Raw genomic sequence first — 23,426 nt, forward strand, 5'->3', positions numbered from 1 at the left:
CAAAATTAAGTATCTTTGTGCGCTTAACTATGTAAGCTATGTCAATCCACGCACTTCAAGCCATCTCTCCTATTGATGGACGTTACGCATCCAAAACCAATTCGCTTATTCCTTTCTTTTCTGAAGAAGCACTCATTAAATACAGAGTACATATTGAGATAGAATATTTTATTGCGTTGGTAGAACTTCCGGTACCACAACTCAAAGATTTTGACGCCAGCTTATTTTCAGAATTAAGAAAACTGTATACTAATTTTTCTACGGAAGATGCACAGCACATAAAAGATACCGAAAAAGTAACCAATCACGATGTCAAGGCGGTTGAATACTTTATCAAAGAAAAATTTGACAATCTGAAGCTTGAGAAATATAAAGAATTTATCCATTTCGGATTAACCTCTCAAGACATTAACAATACGGCTATTCCATTGTCTTTAAAAGATGCTATGAACGAAGTGTATGTTCCGCAACTTTTTGAACTTAAAAACAAACTTGAAGAACTGGCAAGTGAATGGGCAGACATTCCCATGTTGGCTCGTACCCATGGACAACCCGCCTCCCCTACCCGTTTAGGCAAAGAAATTGAAGTCTTTGTGGTTCGTCTCGAGGAGCAATTTGATTTATTGAACAACATTAAAAGTGCTGCAAAATTTGGTGGTGCTACAGGAAATTTTAACGCACATAAAGTTGCGTATCCTCAAACCGACTGGAAAGCATTTGGAACTCAATTTGTACAGGAACGACTTGGACTACATCATTCTTTCCCAACCACCCAGATCGAGCATTACGATCACATGGCCGCATTATTTGATTGTTTAAAAAGAATCAATACAATCCTTATTGATTTAGATCGGGATATGTGGACCTATGTATCTATGGATTATTTTAAGCAGAAAATCAAGAAAGGAGAGATAGGCTCTTCGGCTATGCCACATAAAGTAAATCCGATCGATTTTGAGAATAGTGAAGGGAATTTAGGAATCGCCAACGCCATTTTTGAACATCTGTCTTCAAAATTACCTGTAAGTCGTTTGCAGCGAGATCTTACAGACAGTACGGTTTTAAGAAATATTGGAGTACCTATGGGGCATACGATCATAGCTATGCAATCTACCTTAAAAGGGTTAGGGAAGCTATTACTCAATAAAGAGAAATTTGCTGAAGACCTCGAAAATAACTGGGCAGTGGTTGCAGAAGCTATCCAAACCATCCTTAGAAGAGAAGCTTATCCAAATCCGTACGAAGCACTAAAAGGCTTAACAAGAACAAATGAAAAGATTAATCAGACTTCCATAGCCAACTTTATAGAAACCTTGGAAGTGCCTGAAGCTGTCAAGGCAGAAATGCGAGCAATTACTCCTGCAAATTATACGGGTATTTAAGAAAAAAGAAAATCCAGAGAGGTACCCTGGATTTTCAAAATATATTCAACCTAACCTAACTGTGCAGGATCTCTGGTTGATGGTTAAAGATTGCTAGCATAAGTGGGGACGAAAGGTCTGTTACAATCTCTACTACGTACATTTCAAAGGTCGTGCCAAACTTACAACTAACTAATTTACAATGTATTAAAACAAAAAAAAGCTTCTTTATCAAGAAGCTTTTTTATCCTAATCAGCTAGTATGTTTACATATCAAACATCCCTAAAATACCATTTAATTGGGTTGTATTCATATCTGAAGAATCCATTGAACTAATTAATTGCATCATCTTTTCGGGTCTCATGTTTTTTCCTAACAGCCGTACCACAGTAAATCCTTTGGTATCGTTGCTGGCCAATACAATAACCTCATCAATCGCATCTTCTTTCCCTACATATTTGAGTGTAACATTTGTACCTTCAAAATTTAGTTTCGATAAAAGTTGGTATTTTTCATCATCCAATATTGTTTTTACTTTTTGCTTTTCAGTCCTATATTCAGCTTCATTACCATCTTTTATTGGATAGGCAACCACATTCATCTTCTTAACCGTTTTTAAAATTTCTTTTTGTTCGGCATCGAGATTACTTTGTTTTGTATCTAAAAGACTTGAAGGTAAATCTACCTTTACAAACTTACTGTCATCTTGTTTCGCTACAAGGTATTCTTGTAGAGAAGGTTCGGTATTACAGCTTGCCAGTGCCAGCATGGCAAGGACAACTGCAGTGATATATTTAATAATGGTGGTCATGTTTTTAAGGTTAGAAGGTTATTTTTGCTTTTTTTCTACGTTTTTAAGTTCATCACTACCTGGCACGTTAAGATCTTTGGTAAGTTTAGAGATTTTTTTAAGGTCAATATTACCAGTAATACTCATCACCACACTCATATATTTTCCATCAATATCACCTTGAAGGTGCATAAGCAATTCGCTTACAAAGTTTTCATTCTTTCCTTCTTTTGAGTAAAACTTAATATTTTTACCGTCGTCTTTTACTCTCATTAATTCACTAAGGCTTTTATTTCCTGAAATGTACGTAGTAACGGCAGAGTTCATACGTTCTGCCACTGCAGGGTTTGAAGTACTGTAAACTTGAATGTTATTCAAATTATTTACGAGTTCCATATATTCCTTTACTTCAGGGTCGTCTGATTCAATATCAATCTTAGCCAGAAGTTTGAACATATTTTTAGTAACTACTACAGAAGAAACATCTTTATCATCTTCAAATGAGGCAAAAGGGTTCTGTGCGATAGTAGCTAAAGGTGCTATAATAAGTGCGATAATTAATGCTATTTTTTTCATTGTGTATGGGTCCGAAAAGTCGGGTAACTATTTAATTTAGGTTATTATTTTAAAATTTTATTTTTTGATTTTGTGAATTGTTGAATGTAAACTAGGTCTTCTGCCCCTTCATTAAAACTTTGTGACATAAGCTTTAGCGCTTCTTTCGATTCCTTAAAAGCTGCCAGTGCTTCTTTCTCTTCGGAAGATAAATCAGAAGGCTGAGAAAAAATAAATCCGCCAACGGTTACAGCTACGATTAATAAAGCTGCGACACTATACCACCAGGGTTTAATGATTGACGATTGCTTCGGAAGGAGTACTTCTCTGTCTGAGCACTCTCCTCGTGCTGAAGCAAATTCAGTAAACATTGCTTTATACACATCAAGATGGGGCGCAACCTCGTTTCCGCAGAAATACGCTTGAAGCATCTTCTCTTCTTTTAACGAAGTAGTACCTTCAAAATACTTTTCTAAAAGAGCTTCTATTTTAGCTAACTCCATAATTGTATTGTTTTATTAATTGTTCTCTTACAGTTTTTCGTGCTCTCGATAAATTAACACGAACTGCTGTTTCATTACTTTCTAGCATTTGAGCGATTTCAGAAAATTCAAATTGCTCAACATCCCGTAATTGCAATATTATTTTTTGTTGTTCTGGCAAGGTTTCCATAATCTTAAAAACAATACTCACTCCGTCATTAGCTTCTACTTGTTTTTCCAGATTATCTCTATTCTGAAAATTAGTATGTACAATTTTTAAATTTCCTGCTTGTTTAGATTTCAATCTGTCAAGACAGTAATTCTTAGTCATTGTAATTGCAAAAGCTTGCGAAGAACGATAGTCTTTCATTTTATTTTTGCCTTTCCATAATTTCAAAAAAACTTCTTGAACGGCGTCTTCGGCTTCATCTTTTGAAACTAAAAGTCTCTTTGCTATTCTGTACAATGTATCTTTATACGGAAGTACGGTCGCTATGAATTCTTTTTGTTTCATTTAATTTCCCTGTAAACAGAGAGTTTTTGGTGTTAGCTAGTATAAAATATGCCGTTCTATAAATACGACGAATGACCTTAAATTTTGTTACATTCTATTTTTTATTGAATGTAAATAATGAAACTTTTTTTCGACCGTTTATAGTAAAGTCCTTACTTTTAAGAAAAACTTTTTTAAAAGAAAGTTTAAAAAGATTACAAATTACTGAAACATAAAATATACACCTTGAAAAAGCTATTTACCCTATCCCTATTATCTGTTACGTTATTATTTACTTCTTGTTTTGAAGACTTGGATGATAATGAACAACTAGCTTCTACCAGTGATATACAAAATTTTATATATCGCGGACTTAATTTTTTCTATCTATACAAAGCAGACACACCAGAACTTGCTAATGACGCTTTTGCAAACGACGGAGAACTCAATGACTTTTTGGATACTTATGAAACACCCGAAGCACTTTTTGAATTTCTAAAGTCGCCTCAGGATCGATTTAGCATTTTAGTGGATGACTATATCGCACTGGAAAATGCAATCAATGGAGTTTCAGTAAGTAATGGAATGGAATTCGGTCTGGTTTTTTATCCTGATATGAGCGGAAATCTCTTTGGATATGTTCGTTATGTCTTACCCAATACCGATGCCGCCAATGAAGGGATACAACGAGGTGATATCTTTAATAGAATTGACGGACAACAAATTACAGAATCAAATTTCAATAACTTATTATCACCAGACACCTATACTATTGGCTTAGCAACATTTGACGGACAAACAATTACCCCTATACAAGATGAAATAGAACTTACCAAAATCCAGTATGAAGAAAATCCTGTCTTTCTTGCACGAACGCTTGATGTCGATGGACAAAATGTTGGATATTTAATGTATAATTCTTTTACTAGAAATTTTGACGAAGCGTTAAATAATGCTTTCGGTCAGTTTCAGGCTGAGGGTGTGACAGAATTGGTTCTTGATTTACGATACAACGGTGGCGGCTCGGTTGAAACTGCAACAGATCTTGCCGGTATGATCACAGGACAATTTAACAATCAGATTTTTTATACTGAAGAATGGAATGCAGACCGCCAAGAAGACTATGCAGAACCAGGATTTTTCGATAGTACTATAAGTAATGGGAATAATACTAATAGTTTAAATCTTACGCGTGTCTATGTATTGACCACAAGACGTTCGGCTTCTGCTAGTGAACTAGTGATCAATAGCCTCGCACCTTACATTGATGTAGTGCAAATTGGACAAAATACGGCAGGAAAATTTCAAGCGTCTTTTATATTGTATGACGCCCCTGCTCCAAATTTTAGTCGAAGCCAAGCAAATCCAGGACATACCTACGCCATGCTACCTTTAGTTTTTAAGACTGTAAATACAGCAGGTAATACTGATTTTATTGACGGACTCGTACCCGACATTGAACAAAACGAAGATTTTTCTAATTTAGGAATGCTAGGTGATCCTAATGAGCCTTTTTTAGCAACCGCACTTTCTCAGATTTCTGGCGCTCCCAGACCGGCTTTACCTACTACGCTTCAGCTTGAAGAAACATATGGTAGTGATGAACAATCACCTGTTTTTCAGTTAATGTATGTAGATATAAGGGAATAAGTCTAATTTTATAGCCATACGCTAAAGTATTAGTGCTACCGAATCTGGGATTTAATTTTCACTTTCCCAATAGTTTCAATATTAAAAACTTAACGTGAATCCGGAACGTATGTTTCTGCCCCGCGTCTGAAAACGAAACAATTCCTCATATTCAGAATTAAAAATATTTGAGATTCCAGTAAATATCTTAATATTGTCTGTAATCTGAGTTGAAAGTGTTAGATCCAATACCCCATAGCTATCTAATATCACATTTTCACTTGCAAAAGTTTCCGAATTAAAAAAACTATCGGTTCGTTCACTGTTATATTGATACGTTACCCCTATAGAAGTACCATTACCATATTGGTAGGTAACACCGGCATTTATTTTATGCTCCGGAATTCGAAGTGCAAATTTTTCATCTGCTTGCGTATTGGTATAATTTGCTGAAAGCTGCAACCCAAAATCAAAGGTCTTGGAAGCTTCAACTTCTACACCACTTGCTTCAAATGTTTCATCAATATTGCGATACTGAAAAATAAATAGGTCCGGATCCACTGTTACAAAGTCAACAAAATTATCTTCGTTTCGATTAAAGTAAACGGCGCTGATGCGCAAATCATTTTCTAGTGTGAATTCCAAGCCTCCTTCAATAGTTCTGTTTTCTTCTGGGAGTAAGTTCTCATTACCATATAATGGATCATACAGCTGAAATAATGAAGGTGTAATGTATGCGGTACTATACGAACCTAATACTTTCAGGTTAGTTTCCCCTATTCCGAAGTTATAACTCGGATTCACATTGTACACAATATGCGTATCATAAATACTATGAATGTTCACCCGTGCACCGGCATTTAGATTCAATCCGAAATCCGAAATATAGGTGACATTTATATAAGGATCAATATAGTGTAGCTTGGCTGTGTCCTCATCGATATCTTGGGCAAATTCGGTTTCACCAAACGGAATAGTGAAAGAATTAAACTTACTATTATTATAATTCAATCCAACTAAACCGGTAATTGTTGAGGAAAAATTATACGTTAGATAGTTATCCATTGTATAGGATTTACTATCATACGTTGCAGGAAACGACGATTCTATCTCGCGTTCGATCCAAGTAAAGCTATCATTAAAAACATACGTTCCTTTGGCATATTTCCATTCAAAATGCCCTCCAGTTTTCATTTGTTCGGTTATCGAACGATTTTCTGCATCCGCAAAACTGAAATCGTCAAAACCCGCCTTAAATTTATCGAAAGCAAAAAACTGACTTATCGTGATATCATTGTTAAACCTATACCCTAGATTAATTCGTCCGTCAAAACGATTAAATACATCTGCCTCAAAACGGTCTTGTCCTTCGGGGGCAGCTATAGCTGATATTCCATCTACATAACGATTGCTAAAATTCCCATTATAGAAAAACTTTTTAAGCGTTCCGTTTACTGAAATATAATTAGTGAATTCTTCAAATTTGTAGTTTTTATCTTCATTTTCTGAAGAACGATTGCTCCCAAATGTTGAAGTGACTGTTGCAGCTATAGGTCGTTTAGAGGCTTTTTTAGTGGTGATACTGATGACTGCAGTAGCAGCACCGCTTCCATAAAGTACGCTAGAAGCACCTTTAATAATTTCAATAGTTTCGATGGATGAAGCAGGAACTAATCGTAGATCGTAATCATTAGAGATTTGCGAAGGATCATTGAGCTGCACCCCATCCACCATAATAACCACTTGTCGGTTTCGTCCTCCTCGTACAAAATAGCCAAGATTTTGTCCGTCGTTGCTCCTGCTCCCGTTGATCTCAATTCCGGAGACCTCATTAATAAGTTGAGCTACAGTTTTCCCGGTACTGCGTTCTAGTGTTTCAGCAGAAATGGTAGCAATCACTTTTCCACTGTTCTTTCGGGCTATAGGAATTTTCGTGTCCAGATAAACACTATCGAGGATTTCTGCTTTTTGAGCAAAAGTAGTACCTGTAATAAAAAGGCTGAAGAAAATTAAATTACGTATCATTTTACAATTTATTTTTTTCAGAAGAAAACAAATGTGAGAAGGCAGTGCATAATAGTATTGCACGATATTGCGTTTCATCACCTTACTTTTATCCCGAAAGTTTGACAATAATAGAAATGTGGCAGGTCTCCTGGCTCGTCTGCGTGAACCTTCCCATCCCGTTAAAAAAGGACAGTGGTATAGATTTCACAATCCCGACCTACTATGTCGGGAGACTTACAGTTGCGGGAACAGCTTCGGCTTAACCGAATTCCCTTTTAAGAATGTAAAAAACATTCACCAAAAATCTGACGCGAATGTACCACAATCCTTTTATTGAAAACCAAGAATAGATGAATTATTTTAATTTATTGTTTTCGTTCTCAACTGTCATCTCGAAGAAAGTGAGAGATCTCATTAAAGTGAGAAAAAAAAATTAACCCTGTAATGTGATTTCTCGTCGCTACGCTCTGTCGAAATGACAAAATAAAAACCTTACTTTTACCCCATGAATAGAATTTTTCTTTTTATTATACTACTTATAAGTTTTAGCAGCTGCGAATTTAAAAACAAAGACATCATTGTAGAAGGTGCTATTCCTGAATCTATAAGCTATGCGAAAGGTTTCAGCATTGAAAAAATGACGAATATGACCTTGCTTCATATTACAAATCCGTGGCCAGGCGCAGATCAAAGTTATACCTATGCATTGGTAGAAAAAGGTTCAGAAGTAAAAAAAGGAAATGGTATTGACGCTGTAGTAGCAGTTCCTGTTTCGACTATTGTGGTGACTTCTACAACTCATATTCCATCCTTAGAAATGTTGGGTGTTTCAGAAAAACTGATAGGATTTCCAAATCTGGATTATATTTCTTCGGAAAAAACTCGAGAGCATATCGATATAGGAGCAATCAAAGAATTAGGTAAAAATGAAGCCATTAATACCGAAGTCCTTATCGATCTATCGCCAGATGTGGTTGTGGGTTTTGCTGTCGACGGAAACAACACAACATTTAATACGATAGAAAACACAGGAATTCCTGTTTTGTATAATGCAGACTGGACCGAAACGCACCCATTGGGTAAAGCCGAATGGATTAAATTTTTTGGAGCACTCTTCGGAAAGCAAAAAGAAGCCGATAGTATTTTTAGTACCATAGAAAGAAACTACAACGAGGCAAAAAATATTGCTTCTAAAGCATCCTCCTCTCCTACTGTATTAAGTGGTGCCATGTATAAAGATGTATGGTATTTACCTCAAGGCGATAGTTGGGCAGCACAGTTTATTGCAGATGCCAATGGTGACTATCTCTGGAAAGACACCAAAGGAACAGGAAGTATTGCAGCCAATGTTGAAACTGTTTTGGAAAAAGGGCAAAATGCTCAATTCTGGATTGGCCCGGGACAATTTACTTCATTACAACAAATGCAAGACTATCACTCAGCCTATAGTGAGTTTGAAGCATTTAACACTAAAAACATCTATAGTTTTACAAACAAAAAAGGAGCTACTGGCGGAGTTCTCTATTATGAATTAGCACCCAACAGACCCGATCTTGTCCTTAAGGATATGATAAAGATTCTACATCCGGAGTTGTTGCCCAACTACGAATTATACTTTTTCAGTACATTGCAATAGTGCAAACTACACAAACATACCGCATTTATTTTATACTGCTTAGTGGTATGTTGGTACTGACTTTTTTGCTGAATATTAGTTTAGGATCGGTAGGAATTCCCTTGGAAGAAATTGTAAAAATACTAACAGGGTCTGAAGCTATTAAGTCAAGTTGGAGCTATATTGTTCTGGATTACAGATTGCCAAAAGCATTAACTGCAATTCTTGCTGGTGGTGGATTGGCAGTTTCTGGACTGTTGATGCAAACGCTGTTTCGTAACCCACTGGCAGGGCCTTTTGTATTAGGGCTTAGCAGTGGCGCAAGCTTAGGAGTAGCTATTTTAATTTTAGGTGCTGGAGCTTTTGGTGGTTTTTTGGGTAGCCTATTGTTAAGTCAGTGGAGTTTAGTAATCGCATCAGCATTAGGAAGTTTCTTGGTACTATTGGCGGTTCTTGCAGTGACTTTACGAGTAAAAGATACGATGGCAATTTTGATCATAGGATTAATGTTTGGAAGTGTAACTGCAGCCGTAGTAGCTGTATTAAGTTATTTTAGTAATGCCGAGCAATTACAACAGTATATTTTTTGGAGTTTTGGGAGTTTAGGAAATCAATCCTGGAGCGGAGTATTCATTTTAGTCATTTGTTGTCTTATTGGATTATTGCTCAGTGTTTTTAACAGCAAATCGTTAAATGCGTTATTACTGGGAGAAAACTATGCTAAAAGCATGGGTTTACAGATGAAGAAAACCACTTTTCTAATCATTATTGCAACTAGTTTGTTAGCTGGAAGCATTACAGCTTTTGCAGGACCTATTGCTTTTGTTGGGTTGGCTGTTCCACATCTTACCAGACAGTTTATAAAAACTTCCAATCATTTTATTTTAATCCCAACTGTGTTACTTTGCGGAGCAATTCTAATGTTGTTATGCGATACCGTAGCGCAGCTTCCATTTTCTGAATACACCTTACCAATCAATGCAATTACCTCGCTTTTGGGAGCTCCTGTTGTGATCTGGTTATTGGTTAGAAAACGTAAATTATTGTTTTAATGGCTGAAGGAGAAAAAAATATTGTGCTAGAAACCCAGAATCTAATGGTAGGGTATTATCAAAAAAAGAACTCTTTTCCCATTGCATCAGATATTAATTTTAGTTTAACTGAAGGACAATTAATAGGATTAGTAGGTACCAACGGTATTGGAAAGTCAACTTTACTCCGAACGTTAACAAGAATGCAACCCGAACTTGGAGGGAATATTGTACTGAAAGGAAAGTCGCTATCAGACTATTCTTCTGTGCAATTAGCAACTCAAATCAGCGTGGTTTTAACTGAAGCATTTGCGTCAAAAAACCTAACCGTTCTTGAAATGGTTTCTTTAGGCAGACAACCGTACACTAACTGGATTGGTCAACTTTCCGAAGCCGACAAAAGCGCTATTGCAGAAGCACTTTACATAACAGAAACCAAAGCACTTTCAGAAAAAAAATGCTATGAAATAAGTGATGGCCAGTTACAACGTGTCGCAATTGCCAGAGCCTTGGCGCAGGATACACCCATCATAATTCTGGATGAGCCTACCACACATCTGGACTTATATCATCGAGCCTATATATTAAAAATGCTTAAAAAACTCGCTATCGAAAAGGACAAAACTATTCTCTTTTCCACCCATGAAATCGATCTTGCTATTCAGCTTGCCGACAGTATGATTGTGATGACTCCGTCAAAAACATACTTTAATACTCCCTGCCAACTCATTGAAGAAGGCACCTTCGCCTCACTATTCCCTAAAGAAACCATTGCTTTTGATGAAAATACAGGACGGTTTGGGGTAAATTCTTAAAATAATATCTTCCTACCATAGAAGGTAAGAGTTGATCTACACTGCTACTATTTCATTTTTGTTTACGGGGAGATGGTTTTCAGTTTACTGAAAATCTGGGTGGTCTGAAACATAAATTCTCGCTATCTTTACTACAAAATCTATTAAAAATAATACCCTATTATATTTTGAACGAAACTTTTCTTTTTCTTCTTCTTGCCGCAATTTGCCTACTTATTGGAGCTTTTATAGGCAATCTCATTGCACGTCTCAAACAAAAATCGGAAACTGGAAAACTTGAAGAACGTTTGTTGCAAGCCAGTCATCAAGAGGAAAAATTACAGGAACGTTTTGAAAATGTACTGAATGAGCGTGAAGCGATACGGAAAGAAAAAGAATTTTTAAATTCTGAATTGGTCAAACGAAATACAGAATTTGACAATCTAGAACAAAAAAACAGGGAACAAAAAGCCGAGGTTGAAAAGCTTCAGGAGAAGTTCACCAAAGAGTTTGAAAATCTTGCCAATAAAATTCTGGATGAAAAATCCACCAAGTTTACCAAGCAGAATAAAGAAAGTTTGGAGGTTTTGTTAAATCCACTTTCAGAAAAGATAAAAGTATTTGAAAAACGGGTTGAAGATACACACAAAGAAAGTATCGATCGCCACGCCATGCTCCGCCAGCAAATTATTGGTTTAAAAGAACTCAACGAACAGATGAGTAAAGAAGCTACCAATCTTACTAAAGCGTTAAAGGGAGATAGCAAAATACAGGGAAACTGGGGAGAGTTGGTATTAGAGCGTGTTTTAGAGAAAAGCGGACTTGAAAAAGATAGAGAGTATTTTGTTCAAAATAGTTATACCAATGTTGAGGGTAAAAGAGTACTTCCAGATGTGGTGCTTCATTTACCCGACCATAAAAAAATGATTATTGATAGTAAGGTATCATTGGTTGCCTATGAGCGTTTTGTGAATGAAGAAGATGAAGAGTTGCGACCAAAATATCTAAAAGAGCATATCGCCTCCCTTCGAAAGCATATAGATCAGTTAAGTGCAAAAAATTACCAGGATATTTATCATATTGAAAGTCCTGATTTTGTATTACTGTTTGTCCCTATTGAACCAGCCTTTGCTGTAGCTATTAATCAGGATAGTAGTTTATATAATTGGGCATTTGAAAAGAATATTGTCATCGTCACTCCTTCTACCCTATTAGCTACGTTGCGTACAATCGACAGCATGTGGACAAATGAAAAACAACAACAAAATGCTATAGAAATTGCGACACAAGCAGGTGCACTTTACGATAGTTTTACTAACTTAACAGACGAATTAATTAAAGTTGGGAAACAAATAGGTACTGTCCAAGGTAGTTACGAAAGTGCTATGAAAAAGCTAACTGGAAGAGGAAATCTTGTTTCACGAGTTGAAAAACTAAAAAGATTAGGCGCTAAAGCCAGCAAACATATTGATCAGAAGTTGCTGGAAAGGGCAAAAGAAAATGATGATGAATAAAGTGGGAAAAATAATTTTAAATTGATACATCATGGATAAAACAACAAAAGCATTAATCAAAGCAGATAGTATTACGTACTTGATATTTAGTATATTACTTATTGGCGGTGGAATTTACAGTTTACTTGCAACTCCTGTAAGTCCTGGGAATAACATTAATACTTTCTACCAAGCTGTTGGTGTATTTATGTTATTAATTGGGGTTGGAGTTTTTGTTGCTTTATTGATTAAACACAAAAAATAATTAATAAAATCACTGCTTTCGCAGAGATATACTATGAAAAAAATACTCTTTATCATTTTGGGCGTGCTATTTGCCGGTTACTTATTATATTTTGCATTTGTATACTTTGTACCTTATAGTGAAGGTACACGTGCAGGAGAGCTCATAAAATTTAGTCATAAAGGAGTCATTGTAAAAACATGGGAAGGTGAGATAAGCCAGGGAATTAGTGGCGCCCAAATCTTTGAGTTTTCGGTATTGGATCAAAATGAACAGGTTATAGAGGATCTCAAAGAATACCAAGGACAGTATGTAAAACTCACTTATGTAGAACGGTTTGGCACCTTCTTTTTCTGGGGTGACACAAAATACTTTATTACAGCTGTTGAGCAGGAACAATCCCCTCATTTTAATAGAAATTAATAAATAATGATGGTGTTTTTTAATAAAAGGTTTTTTATAATATTGCTTATCATAATGACATTGTTGTTACTCCCTTTGATAGCAGGATACTTCAGCAAACAAATTAACTGGTCACTATCTGATTATGTTATTGCAGGTGGACTCTTCATTTTTGCAGGTGGATGTATCGAATTAATTTTAAGCAGAGCTATAAAACCTAAGCATAAATATTTAGGTATTTTAATTATCATTACCATACTACTGCTTGTTTTTATTGAGCTTGCAGTAGGATTATTTGGAACACCTTTCGCAGGTAGTTAAAATAACATCATGGAGGACTCAAAAAACCTTTCCGTTCGTTTTAAAGAAGTATTGTTTCATGGCACCTGGGTTGCCAATACAAATTATAGAGCTCAATTAGAGAATTTAGATTGGCAAACAGCTACTACTCACATAGCCGACCTTAACAGTATCGCTGCACTTACGCAACATATCAATTATTATATTAAAGGTGTCAATCAAGTATTTGATGGAGGCCAATTAGAAATACGTGACACTTATAGCTTTGACTTTCCTGAGGTTACTTCTCAAGAACAATGGAAAACTATTTTAAATGAGTTTTGGAAGAACGCAAACGATTTCGCCTCTTATATCGAAGCACTTTCAGAAGAGAAACTTGCGACTCACTTTGTGGATAAAAAATATGGAAGCTATCTGCGGAATGTGGAGGGCATGATAGAACATTGCTACTATCATTTAGGGCAAATTGTACTCATTAAGAAAATGCTTCAGAAACAATAAAATAAAAAATCCCGCCGAAGCAGGATTTAAATTCATTCAGAAGATATAATTATCTTTTTACTACCTGAAAAGTTGTTGACAAACCTCCAGATTTTGCTGTTACAAGATACATACCTCTTGATAGATCAGACATATCAATTTCTGTGATATTTCCTGAAGCACTTCCTTGAGTTATTACTTTCCCGAGTACGTTATGAATTACAAAACTATCCAACTCAAATAATGAGCTTACAGTTAAGGTATTTGATACTGGATTTGGATAATAGTTTATGTTTGTAGCAAACTTGTCATCCACACCTAATTCTTCAGTAATTGTAAGTCTTCCAAACATTGAGCCTGGATGTATGGTACATAAATAGTCTATTTCTGCCACACTCATAAAGGTATAAGAATAAACAAATCCCATCCCCGTTTCGGTTCCAGAACTAAAATCTCCTGGAGCATCCGGGTCTGTACTTTCAACATTGTGGGGTGCCGTATTACCCCAAGTCCATTCAACTGTATCCCCAACCTCTAATGTTACGTTTGCGTCTGTAGTTCCCTGAAGCCAGGAAACATTAAAGGTGTCTTGTGCAAAAAGCATTGTGCTGGAAAGTATAAATGCTACGAATAAAGTAATTTTTTTCATGTTGTTATGTATTTAGTTTTGTAAAAGATACGATATAAATTAGGTCTTGGTTCTAATATTAAAGATATTAGTTAAATTTAAATATTTTAAAAAGCAAAAATCCCACAAATAATGGCAGGATTTTATTTTTAAAAAGGTTTTTATTATTTACTTAAATACATTTTTCTTCTAGAATATAAATCGTAGAATTCATCATCTTTTAAACTGTCTATAAATAAGATACTTTCGCCGGTACTTTTCATCTCCGGACCTAATTGTTTATTTACATTCGGAAATTTATTAAAGCTAAAAACTGGTTGCTTGATAGCATAGCCCTCAAGATGTGGTTTAAAATCGAAGTCGGTTACCTTATTGTGCCCCAGCATTACTTTTGTAGCGTAATTTACATAGGGCTCTCCATATGCTTTTGCAATAAATGGAACTGTTCTCGAGGCTCTAGGATTGGCTTCAATTATAAATACCTTATCATCTTTAATCGCAAACTGAATATTAATAAGGCCTACCGTATTTAAAGCTCTAGCAATTTTGAACGTATGGTCTTTTATTTGCTGAAGCACTAGGTCTCCTAAGTTAAACGGAGGTAACAATGCATTGGAATCACCCGAGTGAATTCCGCACGGTTCTATATGCTCCATAATCCCTATAATATACACATTCTCACCATCACAAATTGCGTCTGCTTCTGCCTCGATGGCTCCGTCCAGATAATGATCGAGCAATAATTTGTTATTCGGAATTTTACGCAATAAGTCAACTACGTGCTCTTCCAATTCCTTTTTGTTGATAACAATTTTCATCCCTTGACCGCCCAATACATATGAAGGTCTAATTAATAAAGGGAAATCCAACTCTTCTGAAAGTGCCAAGGCTTCTTCTGTTGTTTCAGCAGTTCCAAACTCTGGATACGGAATGTTATTTTCTTTTAACAAGGTAGAGAAGCTTCCGCGATCTTCGGCTAAATCAAGTGACTTATAGCTCGTTCCCAGTACTTTGATTCCGTAGCGATCTAACTTTTCGGCAAGCTTTAAAGCTGTTTGTCCTCCTAACTGAACAATCACTCCTTCTGGATTTTCATGCCGAATAATATCATAAATATGTTCCCAGAAAACAGGTTCAAAATACAGTTTGTCGGCTACATCAAAATCGGTAGATACCGTTTCAGGATTACAGTTGATCATAATGGTCTCATACCCAATTTCTGAAGCTGCCAACACCCCATGAACACAGCAGTAATCGAATTCAATTCCTTGCCCGATACGGTTAGGCCCAGAACCTAACACAATAATTTTTTTCTTATCGGTTACTACACTATCGTTTTCTGAATAACGGTTTCCATCTGCAGTTTCCATTTCATTCTCGAAAGTAGAGTAGTAATAAGGAGTTTGTGCTTTAAACTCGGCAGCACACGTATCCACTAGCTTGTAAACACGCTGAATATTCATTTCTTCACGTTTTTTATACACCTGACTTTCAAGACACTTCAACATATGAGCGATCTGCCGATCTCCATATCCTTTTTGCTTCGCCTCTAGTAATAATTCTCTCGGAAGGGTATCGAGATTAAATTTAGATATCTCTTTTTCAAGCATGTATAATTCTTCGTACTGACGTAAGAACCACATATCAATTTTGGTGATCTCATGTATTCTGCTTAGTGGAATACCCATTTGTATGGCATCGTAAATTACAAATACACGATCCCAACTAGCATTTTTCAATTTATCTAAGATCTGTTCGTAGTCGGTATAACTTTTACCATCGGCTCCTAGTCCATTCCTTTTAATTTCAAGGGATTGGGTAGCTTTATGTAGTGCTTCTTGAAAACAACGGCCAATTCCCATAACTTCTCCTACGGCTTTCATTTGGAGACCAAGCGTACGGTCACTACCTTCAAATTTGTCAAAATTCCAACGTGGGATTTTAACAATGACATAATCTAAGGTTGGTTCAAATAAAGCTGAAGTAGATTTTGTAATCTGATTGTCGAGCTCGTCAAGATGATATCCAACAGCAAGTTTTGCTGCGATTTTAGCAATTGGATAACCCGTTGCTTTTGAAGCTAAGGCTGAAGAACGTGAGACTCGGGGATTAATTTCAATAGCAATGATATCCTCTTTTTCATCTGGACTTACAGCAAATTGAACGTTACATCCACCTGCAAAATCACCAATACTTCGCATCATATGGATTGCCATATCTCGCATTCGTTGATAGGTACGATCACTTAAAGTCATTGCCGGAGCAACAGTAATGGAGTCACCCGTATGAATTCCCATTGGATCCATATTTTCAATCGCACAAATGATTACTACATTATCATTGGCATCACGTAGAAGTTCTAATTCGTATTCTTTCCAGCCAATTAAAGCCTTGTCAATCATGACTTCATGAATGGGAGAAATTTCTAGACCATGGCGTAGCAAATCATCAAAATCTTCTTCTTTATACACAATGGAAGCTCCAGCTCCACCCAACGTAAAAGAAGCTCTAATCACCAACGGAAAGCCAAATTCCTGGGCAATTTCTTTACCTTTTAAGTACGAATTTGCAGTAGCTTGTGGAGCCATTGGAATTCCAATTTTAAGCATCAATTCTCTAAACTGCTCTCTGTCTTCGGTGATATTAATAGCATCAATATCTACTCCAATGATTTCAACTCCAAAATCTTTCCAGATTCCCTTTTCATCTGCTTCAATACAAAGATTCAAAGCGGTTTGTCCTCCCATGGTTGGAAGTACTGCATCAATTTGTGGATGCTCTTTTAGTACTTTAACTATTGATTTTGTAGTAAGAGGCAATAAGTACACATGATCTGCCATAGAAGGGTCTGTCATGATAGTTGCCGGATTAGAATTTATAAGTATGGTTTCAATTCCATCTTCTCTAAGGGAGCGCAATGCCTGCGATCCTGAGTAGTCAAATTCGCAAGCCTGTCCAATAATAATAGGGCCTGAGCCGATAAGTAAGATGGATTTTAATTTAGAATTTTTTGGCATTTTGAGGTGCTTTTTTTGATGGCTTAAAATTACGATTCAATAGGGTATAAAAAAAAGGTGTTGCTTTTAAAACAACACCTTTTTATATATAACTTATCAACATTATTTTTTGTGACGAGCTTCGGTTGATACAGAAAGTTTCTTACGGCCTTTCGCTCTGCGCGCAGCCAATACTTTTCTTCCGTTTACAGACGCCATACGCTCTCTAAAACCGTGCTTGTTTCTTCTTTTTCTTTTTGATGGCTGAAATGTTCTTTTGCTCATTTTAGTATACTTTAACTTGTATCAATTCTTTCTTTAAAATTCTCTTTTGAGAGCGCCTAAACAAAAGCTTCTTAACTACAACATACTTCTTCGCGTAGGCGGGTGCAAATATACAACGTTTTTTTACTTTCCAAAGAGATTTTGTAAAATATTTTTGAATGTTTTTAGTACCTTTGACACCCGTTAAAAAACCAATACATGTTCAACAAAAATATTAAATTAGTTTTAACCGCATTATGCATAGCAGCAGCTGTCTGGCAGTTTGTAGAAGAAAATATTGGAAACGGTATTATGTTCATTCTGCTTGCCGGCATTTTTGTGTTTCTTTACTTTAAAAACGAAATTATACTATTAGCCTTTCTCCGTCTTAGAAAGCAGGACTTTCCTGGCGCTAAAAAATGGCTTGATAAAATTAAAAATCCCGAAGCTGCATTAGTTAAAAAACAACAAGGGTATTACAATTACCTCAACGGTTTAATGGTTTCTCAAACCAATATGAATGAAGCTGAAAAGTATTTTAAAAAGGCTGTAAGTCTTGGTTTAAGTATGGATACAGATATGGCAATGACAAAATTAAATCTTGCTGGAATTGCAATGACCAAGAATCGGAAACGAGAAGCAGAAAAGCTATTGGCCGAAGCTAAAAAACTCGACAAGCACAATATGATGGATGAGCAGATAAAAATGATGAAACAACAAATGAAACGTGCGGGACAACCTAAGCAACAATACGGCGGAGGCCGCGGAGGTAGAAGACGCTAACTTACGGAACAATCTTCAGTGGTTATTAACACAAAAACAAAAGCCTCAAATAAATAGAAATACTAATTTGAGGCTTTTTTTAGTATTTGAATCTTATTACTTTCCGAAGAACAGTTTTACTGCTGCAATAACTAGGACCACAGCAAAGATCTTTTTAAGAATGTTTTGATCAACTTTTACAGCAAATTTAGACCCTACTAGTGCCCCAACCACAAAAAATACAGCGATAATCAAAGCGAACTTCCAGTCTATTGGAAATCCAGAAGTGTGATAGGTATAGGCAGCAATCAAGGTTACCGGAATTGCCAAAACTGCCAGACTCAATCCTTGAGCTTCATGCTGATTGAACCCTAGAAAAAGAATCATAAGTGGAATCATGACTACACCTCCACCTACGCCCATAAATCCGCTAAAAATTCCGGCAAGCAACCCAATTGCAATAAGTGAAAGTACCACTGTTAAATTCATATCCATGTCATGATTTAGTTATTTATTGTCCCACTGTATAATATCCAGTTTCAGGTATTTCTATATAATATTTTTTTCCTGAGGCATTTTTTAAATACGTATCGCGTAACCACGGATTGTGGATTTTTAAGATCTTGTAATTAATTCCCTGTTCTTTTGCAAAAGCTGCAAAATCTTCAACAGGCTTATCTACCAATACTTTTCGAGTAGGAATCATGGTATATAAATCTTTTTCTCGGAAATTAAATCCATACTTTTTCGGATTACTCATAATCTCTTTAAAGGCAAGAATTCTAAAGACATATCGAGATGTTTCAGAGTTTAACAACAACTCATAATATCCATCTGCGTCCTGGCGCTCCATTTGATTATTCACGCCTGCATTGCCCGCGTTATACGCTGCGCAAGCTGCTGTCCAAGTTCCAAACCGTTCTTTAGACTTTTTAAGGTATTCTGCAGCAACTTCTGTCGCTTTCTCTAGGTTATAACGTTCATCTACATAGTCATTAATTTCTAAACCATATTCTTTGCCCGTCCCTTTTAAAAACTGCCAAAAACCTGCAGCACCAGCAGGAGATCGTACGTTATCTAATCCGCTTTCTGCAACTGCAAGGTATTTAAAATCATCTGGCAAACCATGTTCCTGTAACAAACGCTCGATCGTTGGAAAATATTTATTAGCACGTTTGATCATGATTAACATGTTAGATTGCCAATAGGTGTTTACTAATAATTCGCGGTCAAATCGTTCTCTAATATCAGGATCTGTAAGCGGCACTTCTTCCCCTGCAAAGTTCATACTGTCTGGCAACGGTAATGCATACACATTGTAATCGTTGACTAATTTTTTTTCCATCGTCTCGTCTGTGGTAGGTGCTTCCTGCACCGCATTTACACACAAACTGCTCACTACAAAAAGTATAGTGACCATTCCAATTTTTGTTATTAAGCTCATATTGTATTTTTTTTTATAAAGATATGGAAATCATTCAGCTTTCCATAGTACAGTCTGGCTATTTCTCTTGAATAATGTCAACTATTTTTTCTGAAACTTCTTTCCCTTTATTTAAGATCATGACATGCGTACCCCCTTTTATTATAGCACAATCTTCTATGTTTTTAAGAGGAAAAACTATATCTGAATCCCCGTGAATATGAGAAATCCCAGGTAAGACCTCTCGCCTTTTCCAACAAACCATATTTTTGATTGCCCAATCCAGATAATCCTTGTCCCTAACATGCAAATAATCATTATAAAGTCCTAACCGCTTTTTGGACCTGGGTCCAACAGCATATTTTGTAAGATCATCTGTACTTAACACCAGTCTTGTTGGCACCAATTTATACAGCCCTGTTTTACTGGCGATACGCAATCTTTTAGGTAATTCTGTTCGCTTTTTTACACTTGAAATAATGATAAGTTTATCACATTTTAAAAATTTACTCATTTCCTGAGCAACGACTCCTCCAAAAGAAACCCCTATGAGCACCGGATTTTTATGATGAATTTTCGCAGCCATACGCTGGGCATACGACGACATTTTTTCTTTGTTTTCTGGAAGCAACCACTCTAGAATATGAATTTGAAACGTATCTTCTGGTAACTTTATGTTTCTGAAAATCTCTTTTCCTGCAGCCAGCCCAGGCACAAAATAAACATGTATTTTTTGAGAATTCATAGGAGGTTGTTAACAAATAAGAATCTAACCGATATAATTCGTAACTTTACAACAAAGGTACTTTATCTAAAGCTTCCATGAAAAAGATTTTACACCCAGCTGCGACGAGGGGCACTGCAGATTATGGATGGTTAAAAGCCAACTATTCTTTCAGTTTTGCGAATTTTTATGACCCAAACCGATTAGGCTTCGGAAAGTTACGAGTTTTAAATGACGATTTTATTGCTCCAGCAATGGGCTTCAGCAAGCATCCTCATGCAAATATGGAAATAGTTACCATTCCGCAGACAGGATCTCTAAAACATAAAGATTCTATGGGTTTTTCTGAAGTAATACGAAGTGGTGAAATTCAAATTATGAGTGCTGGTAGTGGTGTTGAACATAGCGAAGTAAATGCAAGTACCACTGAAGCTATCTCCTTATTTCAAATTTGGATACTTCCAGAAACTGAAAATGTACCTCCCCGATACGCACAAGAAAAAATTGCTCCACTATTAATTGAAAATAAACTTACAACCATTGTTTGGCCTAAAGACAAAGCTACGAACACAGAGCTTTATGTACATCAACAGGCCTATTTTAATTTAGGAGACTTTACAGAAGACACAATAACCACCTATACGCTTCATCAACAAAACCATGGCGCCTATATATTCGTAATTAGTGGTACTGTTTTTGTTGACAGTGAGAAACTTAGCGACCGAGATGCTATTGGAATCTGGGATACAGATTCTATAGCTTTGGATATAAAAAAACACAGCAGGGTACTTCTTATTGAAGTTCCTATGAATTAAAAAACTTAAGTTATGATTGAAGATGTAGAAATTAACGACAACGAATTTTTAAGACAATTTGAGCTGGAAGTGGGAGATAATATGGCTCGAATTGAATACTCATTACAGGATCGAAAAATCTTTCTTACCAAATACGACATGCCAGATGATTTGGAAGAACAAGGTTTTAGAGATATTTTTATTAAGGCTGTGTTTGAAGAAGTTCGTGAGCGCGGTATTAGCGTGGTTCCTACTTGTGTAGAAGTGAAAAGTTTTATGCGTAAAAACCGAAGAAAATACAGAGACCTTCTCCCTGTAGGGATTAGTATTTAATGTAAAACCGCTGCTGTTTCTTTGACAAAATCAAAGCGAACCAGCCCGTCTTCATCAATTTTGGTCAAAACGACTTTATGTAAAGTATTTATCAATTCTGGATTCCAAGGTGCTTTTACTTTGATATAATTTTCGGTAAATCCATGAATATAGCCTTCTTTATTTTCCCCTTCAAAGAGAACAGTTCGTGTACTCCCTATTTGCTGCTCATAAAAGGCTCGTCTTTTTTTTACAGAAAGTCCGCGTAGCATTTTACTGCGTTTTTTTCGGGCTCTATTTGATACAACTCCAGACATCAAAGCTGCTTCGGTATTATCTCTTTCAGAATACATAAAAACATGAAGATACGAGATGTCAAGCTCGTTTAAAAAAGTATAAGTTTCTAGAAAAAGTTCCTCAGTTTCACCCGGAAAGCCTACAATTACATCAACCCCTATACAGGCATGAGGCATTACCTCCCGAATTTTTTTCACCCTATCTACATATAATTCCCGCATATAGCGACGTTTCATCAATTTTAGAATATCATTGCTTCCACTTTGCAATGGAATGTGAAAATGAGGCACAAATGTTTTAGCCTTGGAAACAAATTCAATTGTTTCATTTTTGAGTAGGTTTGGTTCTATGGAAGAGATTCGTAATCTTTCAATTCCTGGAACTTTTTCTAATGCTACGCATAGTTCGTAAAAAGTGTGTTTATGTTTTTTATTTCCAAACTCACCTTTACCATAATCTCCAATATTAACTCCAGTAAGAACTATTTCCTTAATCCCTTTTGCCGAAATTTCTTCGGCATTCTTTAACACATTTTCAAGCGTATCACTTCTTGAAATTCCTCTGGCTAGTGGGATTGTACAATAGGTACATTTGTAATCACACCCATCCTGAACTTTTAAAAAAGCTCTGGTACGTTCACCAACAGAATACGAACCCACATAAAAATCGGCTTCCTCAATTTCACAAGAATGCACTTCACCCATGTCATTCTTAGTAAGATCATTTAAATAATCTGTAATCTTGAATTTTTCGGTAGCACCCAATACCAAGTCTACACCATCCACATCTGCCAATTCCTGTGGTTTTAATTGCGCATAACAGCCTACGGCTATTACAAAAGCTTCAGAGTTTACTTTTTGAGCTTTTTTAACAATGGATTTAAATCGCTTATCGGCATTTTCAGTAACACTACAGGTATTTATCACATAAATATCTGCAGATTCAGAAAAATCTACACGATTAAAACCTTCATTAGTAAAACCACGCGATATGGTAGCAGTCTCGCTAAAATTAAGTTTGCATCCTAAGGTATAAAAAGCAACTGTATTCTTTGTTTCCATTGAATTGTAAAAGGAGGGCAAATTTACAGTTTTTTTTAAAATGGCAGGAAGATGGAAGTTAGAAGAGCAAAATTAAAAATTTATTAAATTTGATATACTCCCCACTAAAAGTGATTATGAGTTTTAAATTTGAAAAAATGATAATCTGGCAAAAAGCAATGGATTTAGGTGAAGCAACAAATCTTTTAGCGGAAACATTTCCAAAGAAAGAAATCTATAACTTAAGTTCACAAATTAGGAGGGCAGGAGACTCTATAGCATTAAATATCTCTGAAGGTTCCATTCTACAATCAGATCCAGAATTCAGAAAATTTTTAGGTTATGCTATTCGCTCTACTGCAGAAGTAGTAACTTGCCTCCATAAAGCAAAACGAAGGAATTATTTTAATGAGTCTACCTTTGAATTGCATTATACTAATTGTTTTGATCTTATTAATATGTCTATTGCTTTTAGAAACAGACTAAATCCTAAAAAATAGTTTTAAATT

The 23,426-nt window shown here is 36.0% G+C and carries 26 protein-coding genes and 1 riboswitch; of the genes, 14 read left to right on the forward strand and 12 right to left on the reverse strand.

The window, feature by feature from the left end:
* Window positions 1-38: 38 nt before the first annotated feature.
* On the forward strand, window positions 39-1,382 hold the full coding sequence (gene purB, locus ACFQO1_RS12535; protein WP_380218495.1) for an adenylosuccinate lyase: 1,344 nt from the start codon (window positions 39-41) through the stop codon (window positions 1,380-1,382).
* A 245-nt stretch (window positions 1,383-1,627) separates the two neighbouring features.
* Here the strand turns inward: purB and ACFQO1_RS12540 are convergent, their stop codons facing one another.
* Genes ACFQO1_RS12540 through ACFQO1_RS12555 form a run of 4 tightly spaced genes read right to left on the reverse strand, consistent with a single transcriptional unit; the run spans window position 1,628 to window position 3,703 of the window.
* A complete protein-coding gene (locus ACFQO1_RS12540; protein WP_380218496.1) occupies window positions 1,628-2,173 on the reverse strand; it encodes a DUF4252 domain-containing protein in 546 nt (181 codons plus the stop codon).
* A gap of 18 nt (window positions 2,174-2,191) precedes the next feature.
* Window positions 2,192-2,728: a DUF4252 domain-containing protein gene (locus tag ACFQO1_RS12545; RefSeq protein WP_380218497.1), complete on the reverse strand. Its 537-nt coding sequence runs from the start codon at window positions 2,726-2,728 to the stop codon at window positions 2,192-2,194.
* A gap of 44 nt (window positions 2,729-2,772) precedes the next feature.
* Window positions 2,773-3,210, reverse strand: a complete 438-nt coding sequence (locus ACFQO1_RS12550) for a hypothetical protein (RefSeq protein WP_380218498.1) — start codon at window positions 3,208-3,210, stop codon at window positions 2,773-2,775.
* Window positions 3,197-3,703 carry an RNA polymerase sigma factor gene (locus ACFQO1_RS12555; RefSeq protein ID WP_380218499.1) on the reverse strand — a complete coding sequence of 169 codons (507 nt, stop codon included), beginning with the start codon at window positions 3,701-3,703 and terminating at the stop codon, window positions 3,197-3,199. The genes ACFQO1_RS12550 and ACFQO1_RS12555 overlap by 14 nt, the downstream gene beginning before the upstream one ends.
* Window positions 3,704-3,928: 225 nt before the next feature.
* Between ACFQO1_RS12555 and ACFQO1_RS12560 the strand changes: the two genes are divergently transcribed.
* Complete coding sequence (locus ACFQO1_RS12560) at window positions 3,929-5,332, forward strand: S41 family peptidase (RefSeq protein WP_380218500.1); 1,404 nt, start codon at window positions 3,929-3,931, stop codon at window positions 5,330-5,332.
* 81 nt (window positions 5,333-5,413) lie between these two features.
* Here ACFQO1_RS12560 and ACFQO1_RS12565 read toward each other — a convergent pair whose 3' ends face one another.
* A complete protein-coding gene (locus tag ACFQO1_RS12565) occupies window positions 5,414-7,336 on the reverse strand; it encodes a TonB-dependent receptor plug domain-containing protein (protein WP_380218501.1) in 1,923 nt (640 codons plus the stop codon).
* A gap of 103 nt (window positions 7,337-7,439) precedes the next feature.
* Window positions 7,440-7,635, reverse strand: a riboswitch (cobalamin riboswitch).
* Window positions 7,636-7,823: 188 nt separating this feature from the next.
* On the opposite strand from ACFQO1_RS12565, the gene ACFQO1_RS12570 reads away from it, so the two are divergent.
* The 8 genes from ACFQO1_RS12570 to ACFQO1_RS12605 all read left to right on the forward strand — a co-directional run bounded on the left by ACFQO1_RS12570 (window position 7,824) and on the right by ACFQO1_RS12605 (window position 13,698).
* Entirely contained in the window at window positions 7,824-8,954 is a 1,131-nt protein-coding gene (locus tag ACFQO1_RS12570) for an ABC transporter substrate-binding protein (protein ID WP_380218502.1), read from the forward strand.
* Window positions 8,954-9,985: a FecCD family ABC transporter permease gene (locus ACFQO1_RS12575; protein WP_380218503.1), complete on the forward strand. Its 1,032-nt coding sequence runs from the start codon at window positions 8,954-8,956 to the stop codon at window positions 9,983-9,985. The genes ACFQO1_RS12570 and ACFQO1_RS12575 overlap by 1 nt, the downstream gene beginning before the upstream one ends.
* The gene (locus tag ACFQO1_RS12580) at window positions 9,985-10,779 is read left to right on the forward strand and encodes an ABC transporter ATP-binding protein (RefSeq protein WP_380218505.1); all 795 of its coding nucleotides are present in this window, start codon (window positions 9,985-9,987) and stop codon (window positions 10,777-10,779) included. Before ACFQO1_RS12575 ends, ACFQO1_RS12580 begins: the two co-directional genes overlap by 1 nt.
* Window positions 10,780-10,946: 167 nt before the next feature.
* Entirely contained in the window at window positions 10,947-12,272 is a 1,326-nt protein-coding gene (locus tag ACFQO1_RS12585; RefSeq protein WP_380218506.1) for a DNA recombination protein RmuC, read from the forward strand.
* A gap of 31 nt (window positions 12,273-12,303) precedes the next feature.
* On the forward strand, window positions 12,304-12,516 hold the full coding sequence (locus ACFQO1_RS12590; RefSeq protein ID WP_380218507.1) for a hypothetical protein: 213 nt from the start codon (window positions 12,304-12,306) through the stop codon (window positions 12,514-12,516).
* 33 nt (window positions 12,517-12,549) lie between these two features.
* Window positions 12,550-12,918: a 6-phosphogluconate dehydrogenase gene (locus ACFQO1_RS12595; protein WP_380218508.1), complete on the forward strand. Its 369-nt coding sequence runs from the start codon at window positions 12,550-12,552 to the stop codon at window positions 12,916-12,918.
* 6 nt (window positions 12,919-12,924) lie between these two features.
* Window positions 12,925-13,218, forward strand: a complete 294-nt coding sequence (locus tag ACFQO1_RS12600) for a hypothetical protein (protein ID WP_380218509.1) — start codon at window positions 12,925-12,927, stop codon at window positions 13,216-13,218.
* Between the two features lie 9 nt (window positions 13,219-13,227).
* Window positions 13,228-13,698 carry a DinB family protein gene (locus ACFQO1_RS12605; protein WP_380218510.1) on the forward strand — a complete coding sequence of 157 codons (471 nt, stop codon included), beginning with the start codon at window positions 13,228-13,230 and terminating at the stop codon, window positions 13,696-13,698.
* Between the two features lie 49 nt (window positions 13,699-13,747).
* On the opposite strand, the gene ACFQO1_RS12610 is transcribed toward ACFQO1_RS12605, so the two are convergent.
* The 3 genes from ACFQO1_RS12610 to rpmH all read right to left on the reverse strand — a co-directional run bounded on the left by ACFQO1_RS12610 (window position 13,748) and on the right by rpmH (window position 17,586).
* On the reverse strand, window positions 13,748-14,326 hold the full coding sequence (locus ACFQO1_RS12610) for a T9SS type A sorting domain-containing protein (RefSeq protein ID WP_380218511.1): 579 nt from the start codon (window positions 14,324-14,326) through the stop codon (window positions 13,748-13,750).
* A 143-nt stretch (window positions 14,327-14,469) separates the two neighbouring features.
* The gene (gene carB, locus ACFQO1_RS12615; protein WP_380218513.1) at window positions 14,470-17,322 is read right to left on the reverse strand and encodes a carbamoyl-phosphate synthase large subunit; all 2,853 of its coding nucleotides are present in this window, start codon (window positions 17,320-17,322) and stop codon (window positions 14,470-14,472) included.
* Window positions 17,323-17,424: 102 nt separating this feature from the next.
* Window positions 17,425-17,586: a 50S ribosomal protein L34 gene (gene rpmH, locus ACFQO1_RS12620; protein WP_380218514.1), complete on the reverse strand. Its 162-nt coding sequence runs from the start codon at window positions 17,584-17,586 to the stop codon at window positions 17,425-17,427.
* Between the two features lie 198 nt (window positions 17,587-17,784).
* Between rpmH and ACFQO1_RS12625 the strand changes: the two genes are divergently transcribed.
* Window positions 17,785-18,348, forward strand: coding sequence for a DUF2892 domain-containing protein (locus ACFQO1_RS12625; protein ID WP_380218515.1), 564 nt, complete (start codon window positions 17,785-17,787; stop codon window positions 18,346-18,348).
* Between the two features lie 96 nt (window positions 18,349-18,444).
* Here the strand turns inward: ACFQO1_RS12625 and ACFQO1_RS12630 are convergent, their stop codons facing one another.
* The 3 genes from ACFQO1_RS12630 to ACFQO1_RS12640 are packed head-to-tail and all read right to left on the reverse strand — an operon-like array spanning window position 18,445 to window position 20,495.
* A complete protein-coding gene (locus ACFQO1_RS12630; protein ID WP_380218516.1) occupies window positions 18,445-18,816 on the reverse strand; it encodes a TSUP family transporter in 372 nt (123 codons plus the stop codon).
* Window positions 18,817-18,838: 22 nt separating this feature from the next.
* Complete coding sequence (locus tag ACFQO1_RS12635) at window positions 18,839-19,771, reverse strand: lytic transglycosylase domain-containing protein (RefSeq protein ID WP_380218517.1); 933 nt, start codon at window positions 19,769-19,771, stop codon at window positions 18,839-18,841.
* A gap of 58 nt (window positions 19,772-19,829) precedes the next feature.
* Window positions 19,830-20,495, reverse strand: a complete 666-nt coding sequence (locus ACFQO1_RS12640; RefSeq protein WP_380218518.1) for an alpha/beta fold hydrolase — start codon at window positions 20,493-20,495, stop codon at window positions 19,830-19,832.
* A gap of 77 nt (window positions 20,496-20,572) precedes the next feature.
* Here ACFQO1_RS12640 and ACFQO1_RS12645 point away from each other — a divergent pair, with 77 nt between their 5' ends.
* Window positions 20,573-21,289 carry a pirin family protein gene (locus ACFQO1_RS12645; RefSeq protein ID WP_380218519.1) on the forward strand — a complete coding sequence of 239 codons (717 nt, stop codon included), beginning with the start codon at window positions 20,573-20,575 and terminating at the stop codon, window positions 21,287-21,289.
* Between the two features lie 12 nt (window positions 21,290-21,301).
* Window positions 21,302-21,601 (forward strand): GNAT family N-acetyltransferase, encoded by a 300-nt coding sequence (locus tag ACFQO1_RS12650; protein ID WP_380218520.1) that lies wholly within the window; start codon window positions 21,302-21,304, stop codon window positions 21,599-21,601.
* Here the strand turns inward: ACFQO1_RS12650 and mtaB are convergent.
* Window positions 21,598-22,938 (reverse strand): tRNA (N(6)-L-threonylcarbamoyladenosine(37)-C(2))-methylthiotransferase MtaB, encoded by a 1,341-nt coding sequence (mtaB, locus tag ACFQO1_RS12655; protein ID WP_380218522.1) that lies wholly within the window; start codon window positions 22,936-22,938, stop codon window positions 21,598-21,600. The two genes, ACFQO1_RS12650 and mtaB, sit on opposite strands and share 4 nt — an antisense overlap.
* A 116-nt stretch (window positions 22,939-23,054) precedes the next feature.
* Here mtaB and ACFQO1_RS12660 point away from each other — a divergent pair, with 116 nt between their 5' ends.
* Entirely contained in the window at window positions 23,055-23,417 is a 363-nt protein-coding gene (locus tag ACFQO1_RS12660) for a four helix bundle protein (protein ID WP_380218524.1), read from the forward strand.
* Window positions 23,418-23,426 lie beyond the last annotated feature (9 nt).

Source organism: Jejudonia soesokkakensis (assembly GCF_042664795.1).
Taxonomy (GTDB): domain Bacteria; phylum Bacteroidota; class Bacteroidia; order Flavobacteriales; family Flavobacteriaceae; genus Jejudonia; species Jejudonia soesokkakensis.

What these genes read in the sequence shown, in the direction of transcription:
- ACFQO1_RS12565 (WP_380218501.1), bottom strand. Translation starts at nt 7,336, where the DNA reads ATGATACGTAATTTAATTTTCTTCAGCCTTTTTATTACAGGTACTACT.
- ACFQO1_RS12640 (WP_380218518.1), bottom strand. Translation starts at nt 20,495, where the DNA reads ATGAATTCTCAAAAAATACATGTTTATTTTGTGCCTGGGCTGGCTGCA.
- ACFQO1_RS12600 (WP_380218509.1), top strand. Translation starts at nt 12,925, where the DNA reads ATGATGGTGTTTTTTAATAAAAGGTTTTTTATAATATTGCTTATCATA.
- ACFQO1_RS12550 (WP_380218498.1), bottom strand. Translation starts at nt 3,210, where the DNA reads ATGGAGTTAGCTAAAATAGAAGCTCTTTTAGAAAAGTATTTTGAAGGT.
- rpmH (WP_380218514.1), bottom strand. Translation starts at nt 17,586, where the DNA reads ATGAGCAAAAGAACATTTCAGCCATCAAAAAGAAAAAGAAGAAACAAG.
- ACFQO1_RS12610 (WP_380218511.1), bottom strand. Translation starts at nt 14,326, where the DNA reads ATGAAAAAAATTACTTTATTCGTAGCATTTATACTTTCCAGCACAATG.
- ACFQO1_RS12580 (WP_380218505.1), top strand. Translation starts at nt 9,985, where the DNA reads ATGGCTGAAGGAGAAAAAAATATTGTGCTAGAAACCCAGAATCTAATG.
- ACFQO1_RS12590 (WP_380218507.1), top strand. Translation starts at nt 12,304, where the DNA reads ATGGATAAAACAACAAAAGCATTAATCAAAGCAGATAGTATTACGTAC.
- purB (WP_380218495.1), top strand. Translation starts at nt 39, where the DNA reads ATGTCAATCCACGCACTTCAAGCCATCTCTCCTATTGATGGACGTTAC.
- ACFQO1_RS12625 (WP_380218515.1), top strand. Translation starts at nt 17,785, where the DNA reads ATGTTCAACAAAAATATTAAATTAGTTTTAACCGCATTATGCATAGCA.
- ACFQO1_RS12545 (WP_380218497.1), bottom strand. Translation starts at nt 2,728, where the DNA reads ATGAAAAAAATAGCATTAATTATCGCACTTATTATAGCACCTTTAGCT.
- ACFQO1_RS12605 (WP_380218510.1), top strand. Translation starts at nt 13,228, where the DNA reads ATGGAGGACTCAAAAAACCTTTCCGTTCGTTTTAAAGAAGTATTGTTT.
- ACFQO1_RS12595 (WP_380218508.1), top strand. Translation starts at nt 12,550, where the DNA reads ATGAAAAAAATACTCTTTATCATTTTGGGCGTGCTATTTGCCGGTTAC.
- ACFQO1_RS12660 (WP_380218524.1), top strand. Translation starts at nt 23,055, where the DNA reads ATGAGTTTTAAATTTGAAAAAATGATAATCTGGCAAAAAGCAATGGAT.
- mtaB (WP_380218522.1), bottom strand. Translation starts at nt 22,938, where the DNA reads ATGGAAACAAAGAATACAGTTGCTTTTTATACCTTAGGATGCAAACTT.
- ACFQO1_RS12645 (WP_380218519.1), top strand. Translation starts at nt 20,573, where the DNA reads ATGAAAAAGATTTTACACCCAGCTGCGACGAGGGGCACTGCAGATTAT.
- ACFQO1_RS12630 (WP_380218516.1), bottom strand. Translation starts at nt 18,816, where the DNA reads ATGAATTTAACAGTGGTACTTTCACTTATTGCAATTGGGTTGCTTGCC.
- ACFQO1_RS12540 (WP_380218496.1), bottom strand. Translation starts at nt 2,173, where the DNA reads ATGACCACCATTATTAAATATATCACTGCAGTTGTCCTTGCCATGCTG.
- ACFQO1_RS12650 (WP_380218520.1), top strand. Translation starts at nt 21,302, where the DNA reads ATGATTGAAGATGTAGAAATTAACGACAACGAATTTTTAAGACAATTT.
- ACFQO1_RS12635 (WP_380218517.1), bottom strand. Translation starts at nt 19,771, where the DNA reads ATGAGCTTAATAACAAAAATTGGAATGGTCACTATACTTTTTGTAGTG.
- carB (WP_380218513.1), bottom strand. Translation starts at nt 17,322, where the DNA reads ATGCCAAAAAATTCTAAATTAAAATCCATCTTACTTATCGGCTCAGGC.
- ACFQO1_RS12555 (WP_380218499.1), bottom strand. Translation starts at nt 3,703, where the DNA reads ATGAAACAAAAAGAATTCATAGCGACCGTACTTCCGTATAAAGATACA.
- ACFQO1_RS12570 (WP_380218502.1), top strand. Translation starts at nt 7,824, where the DNA reads ATGAATAGAATTTTTCTTTTTATTATACTACTTATAAGTTTTAGCAGC.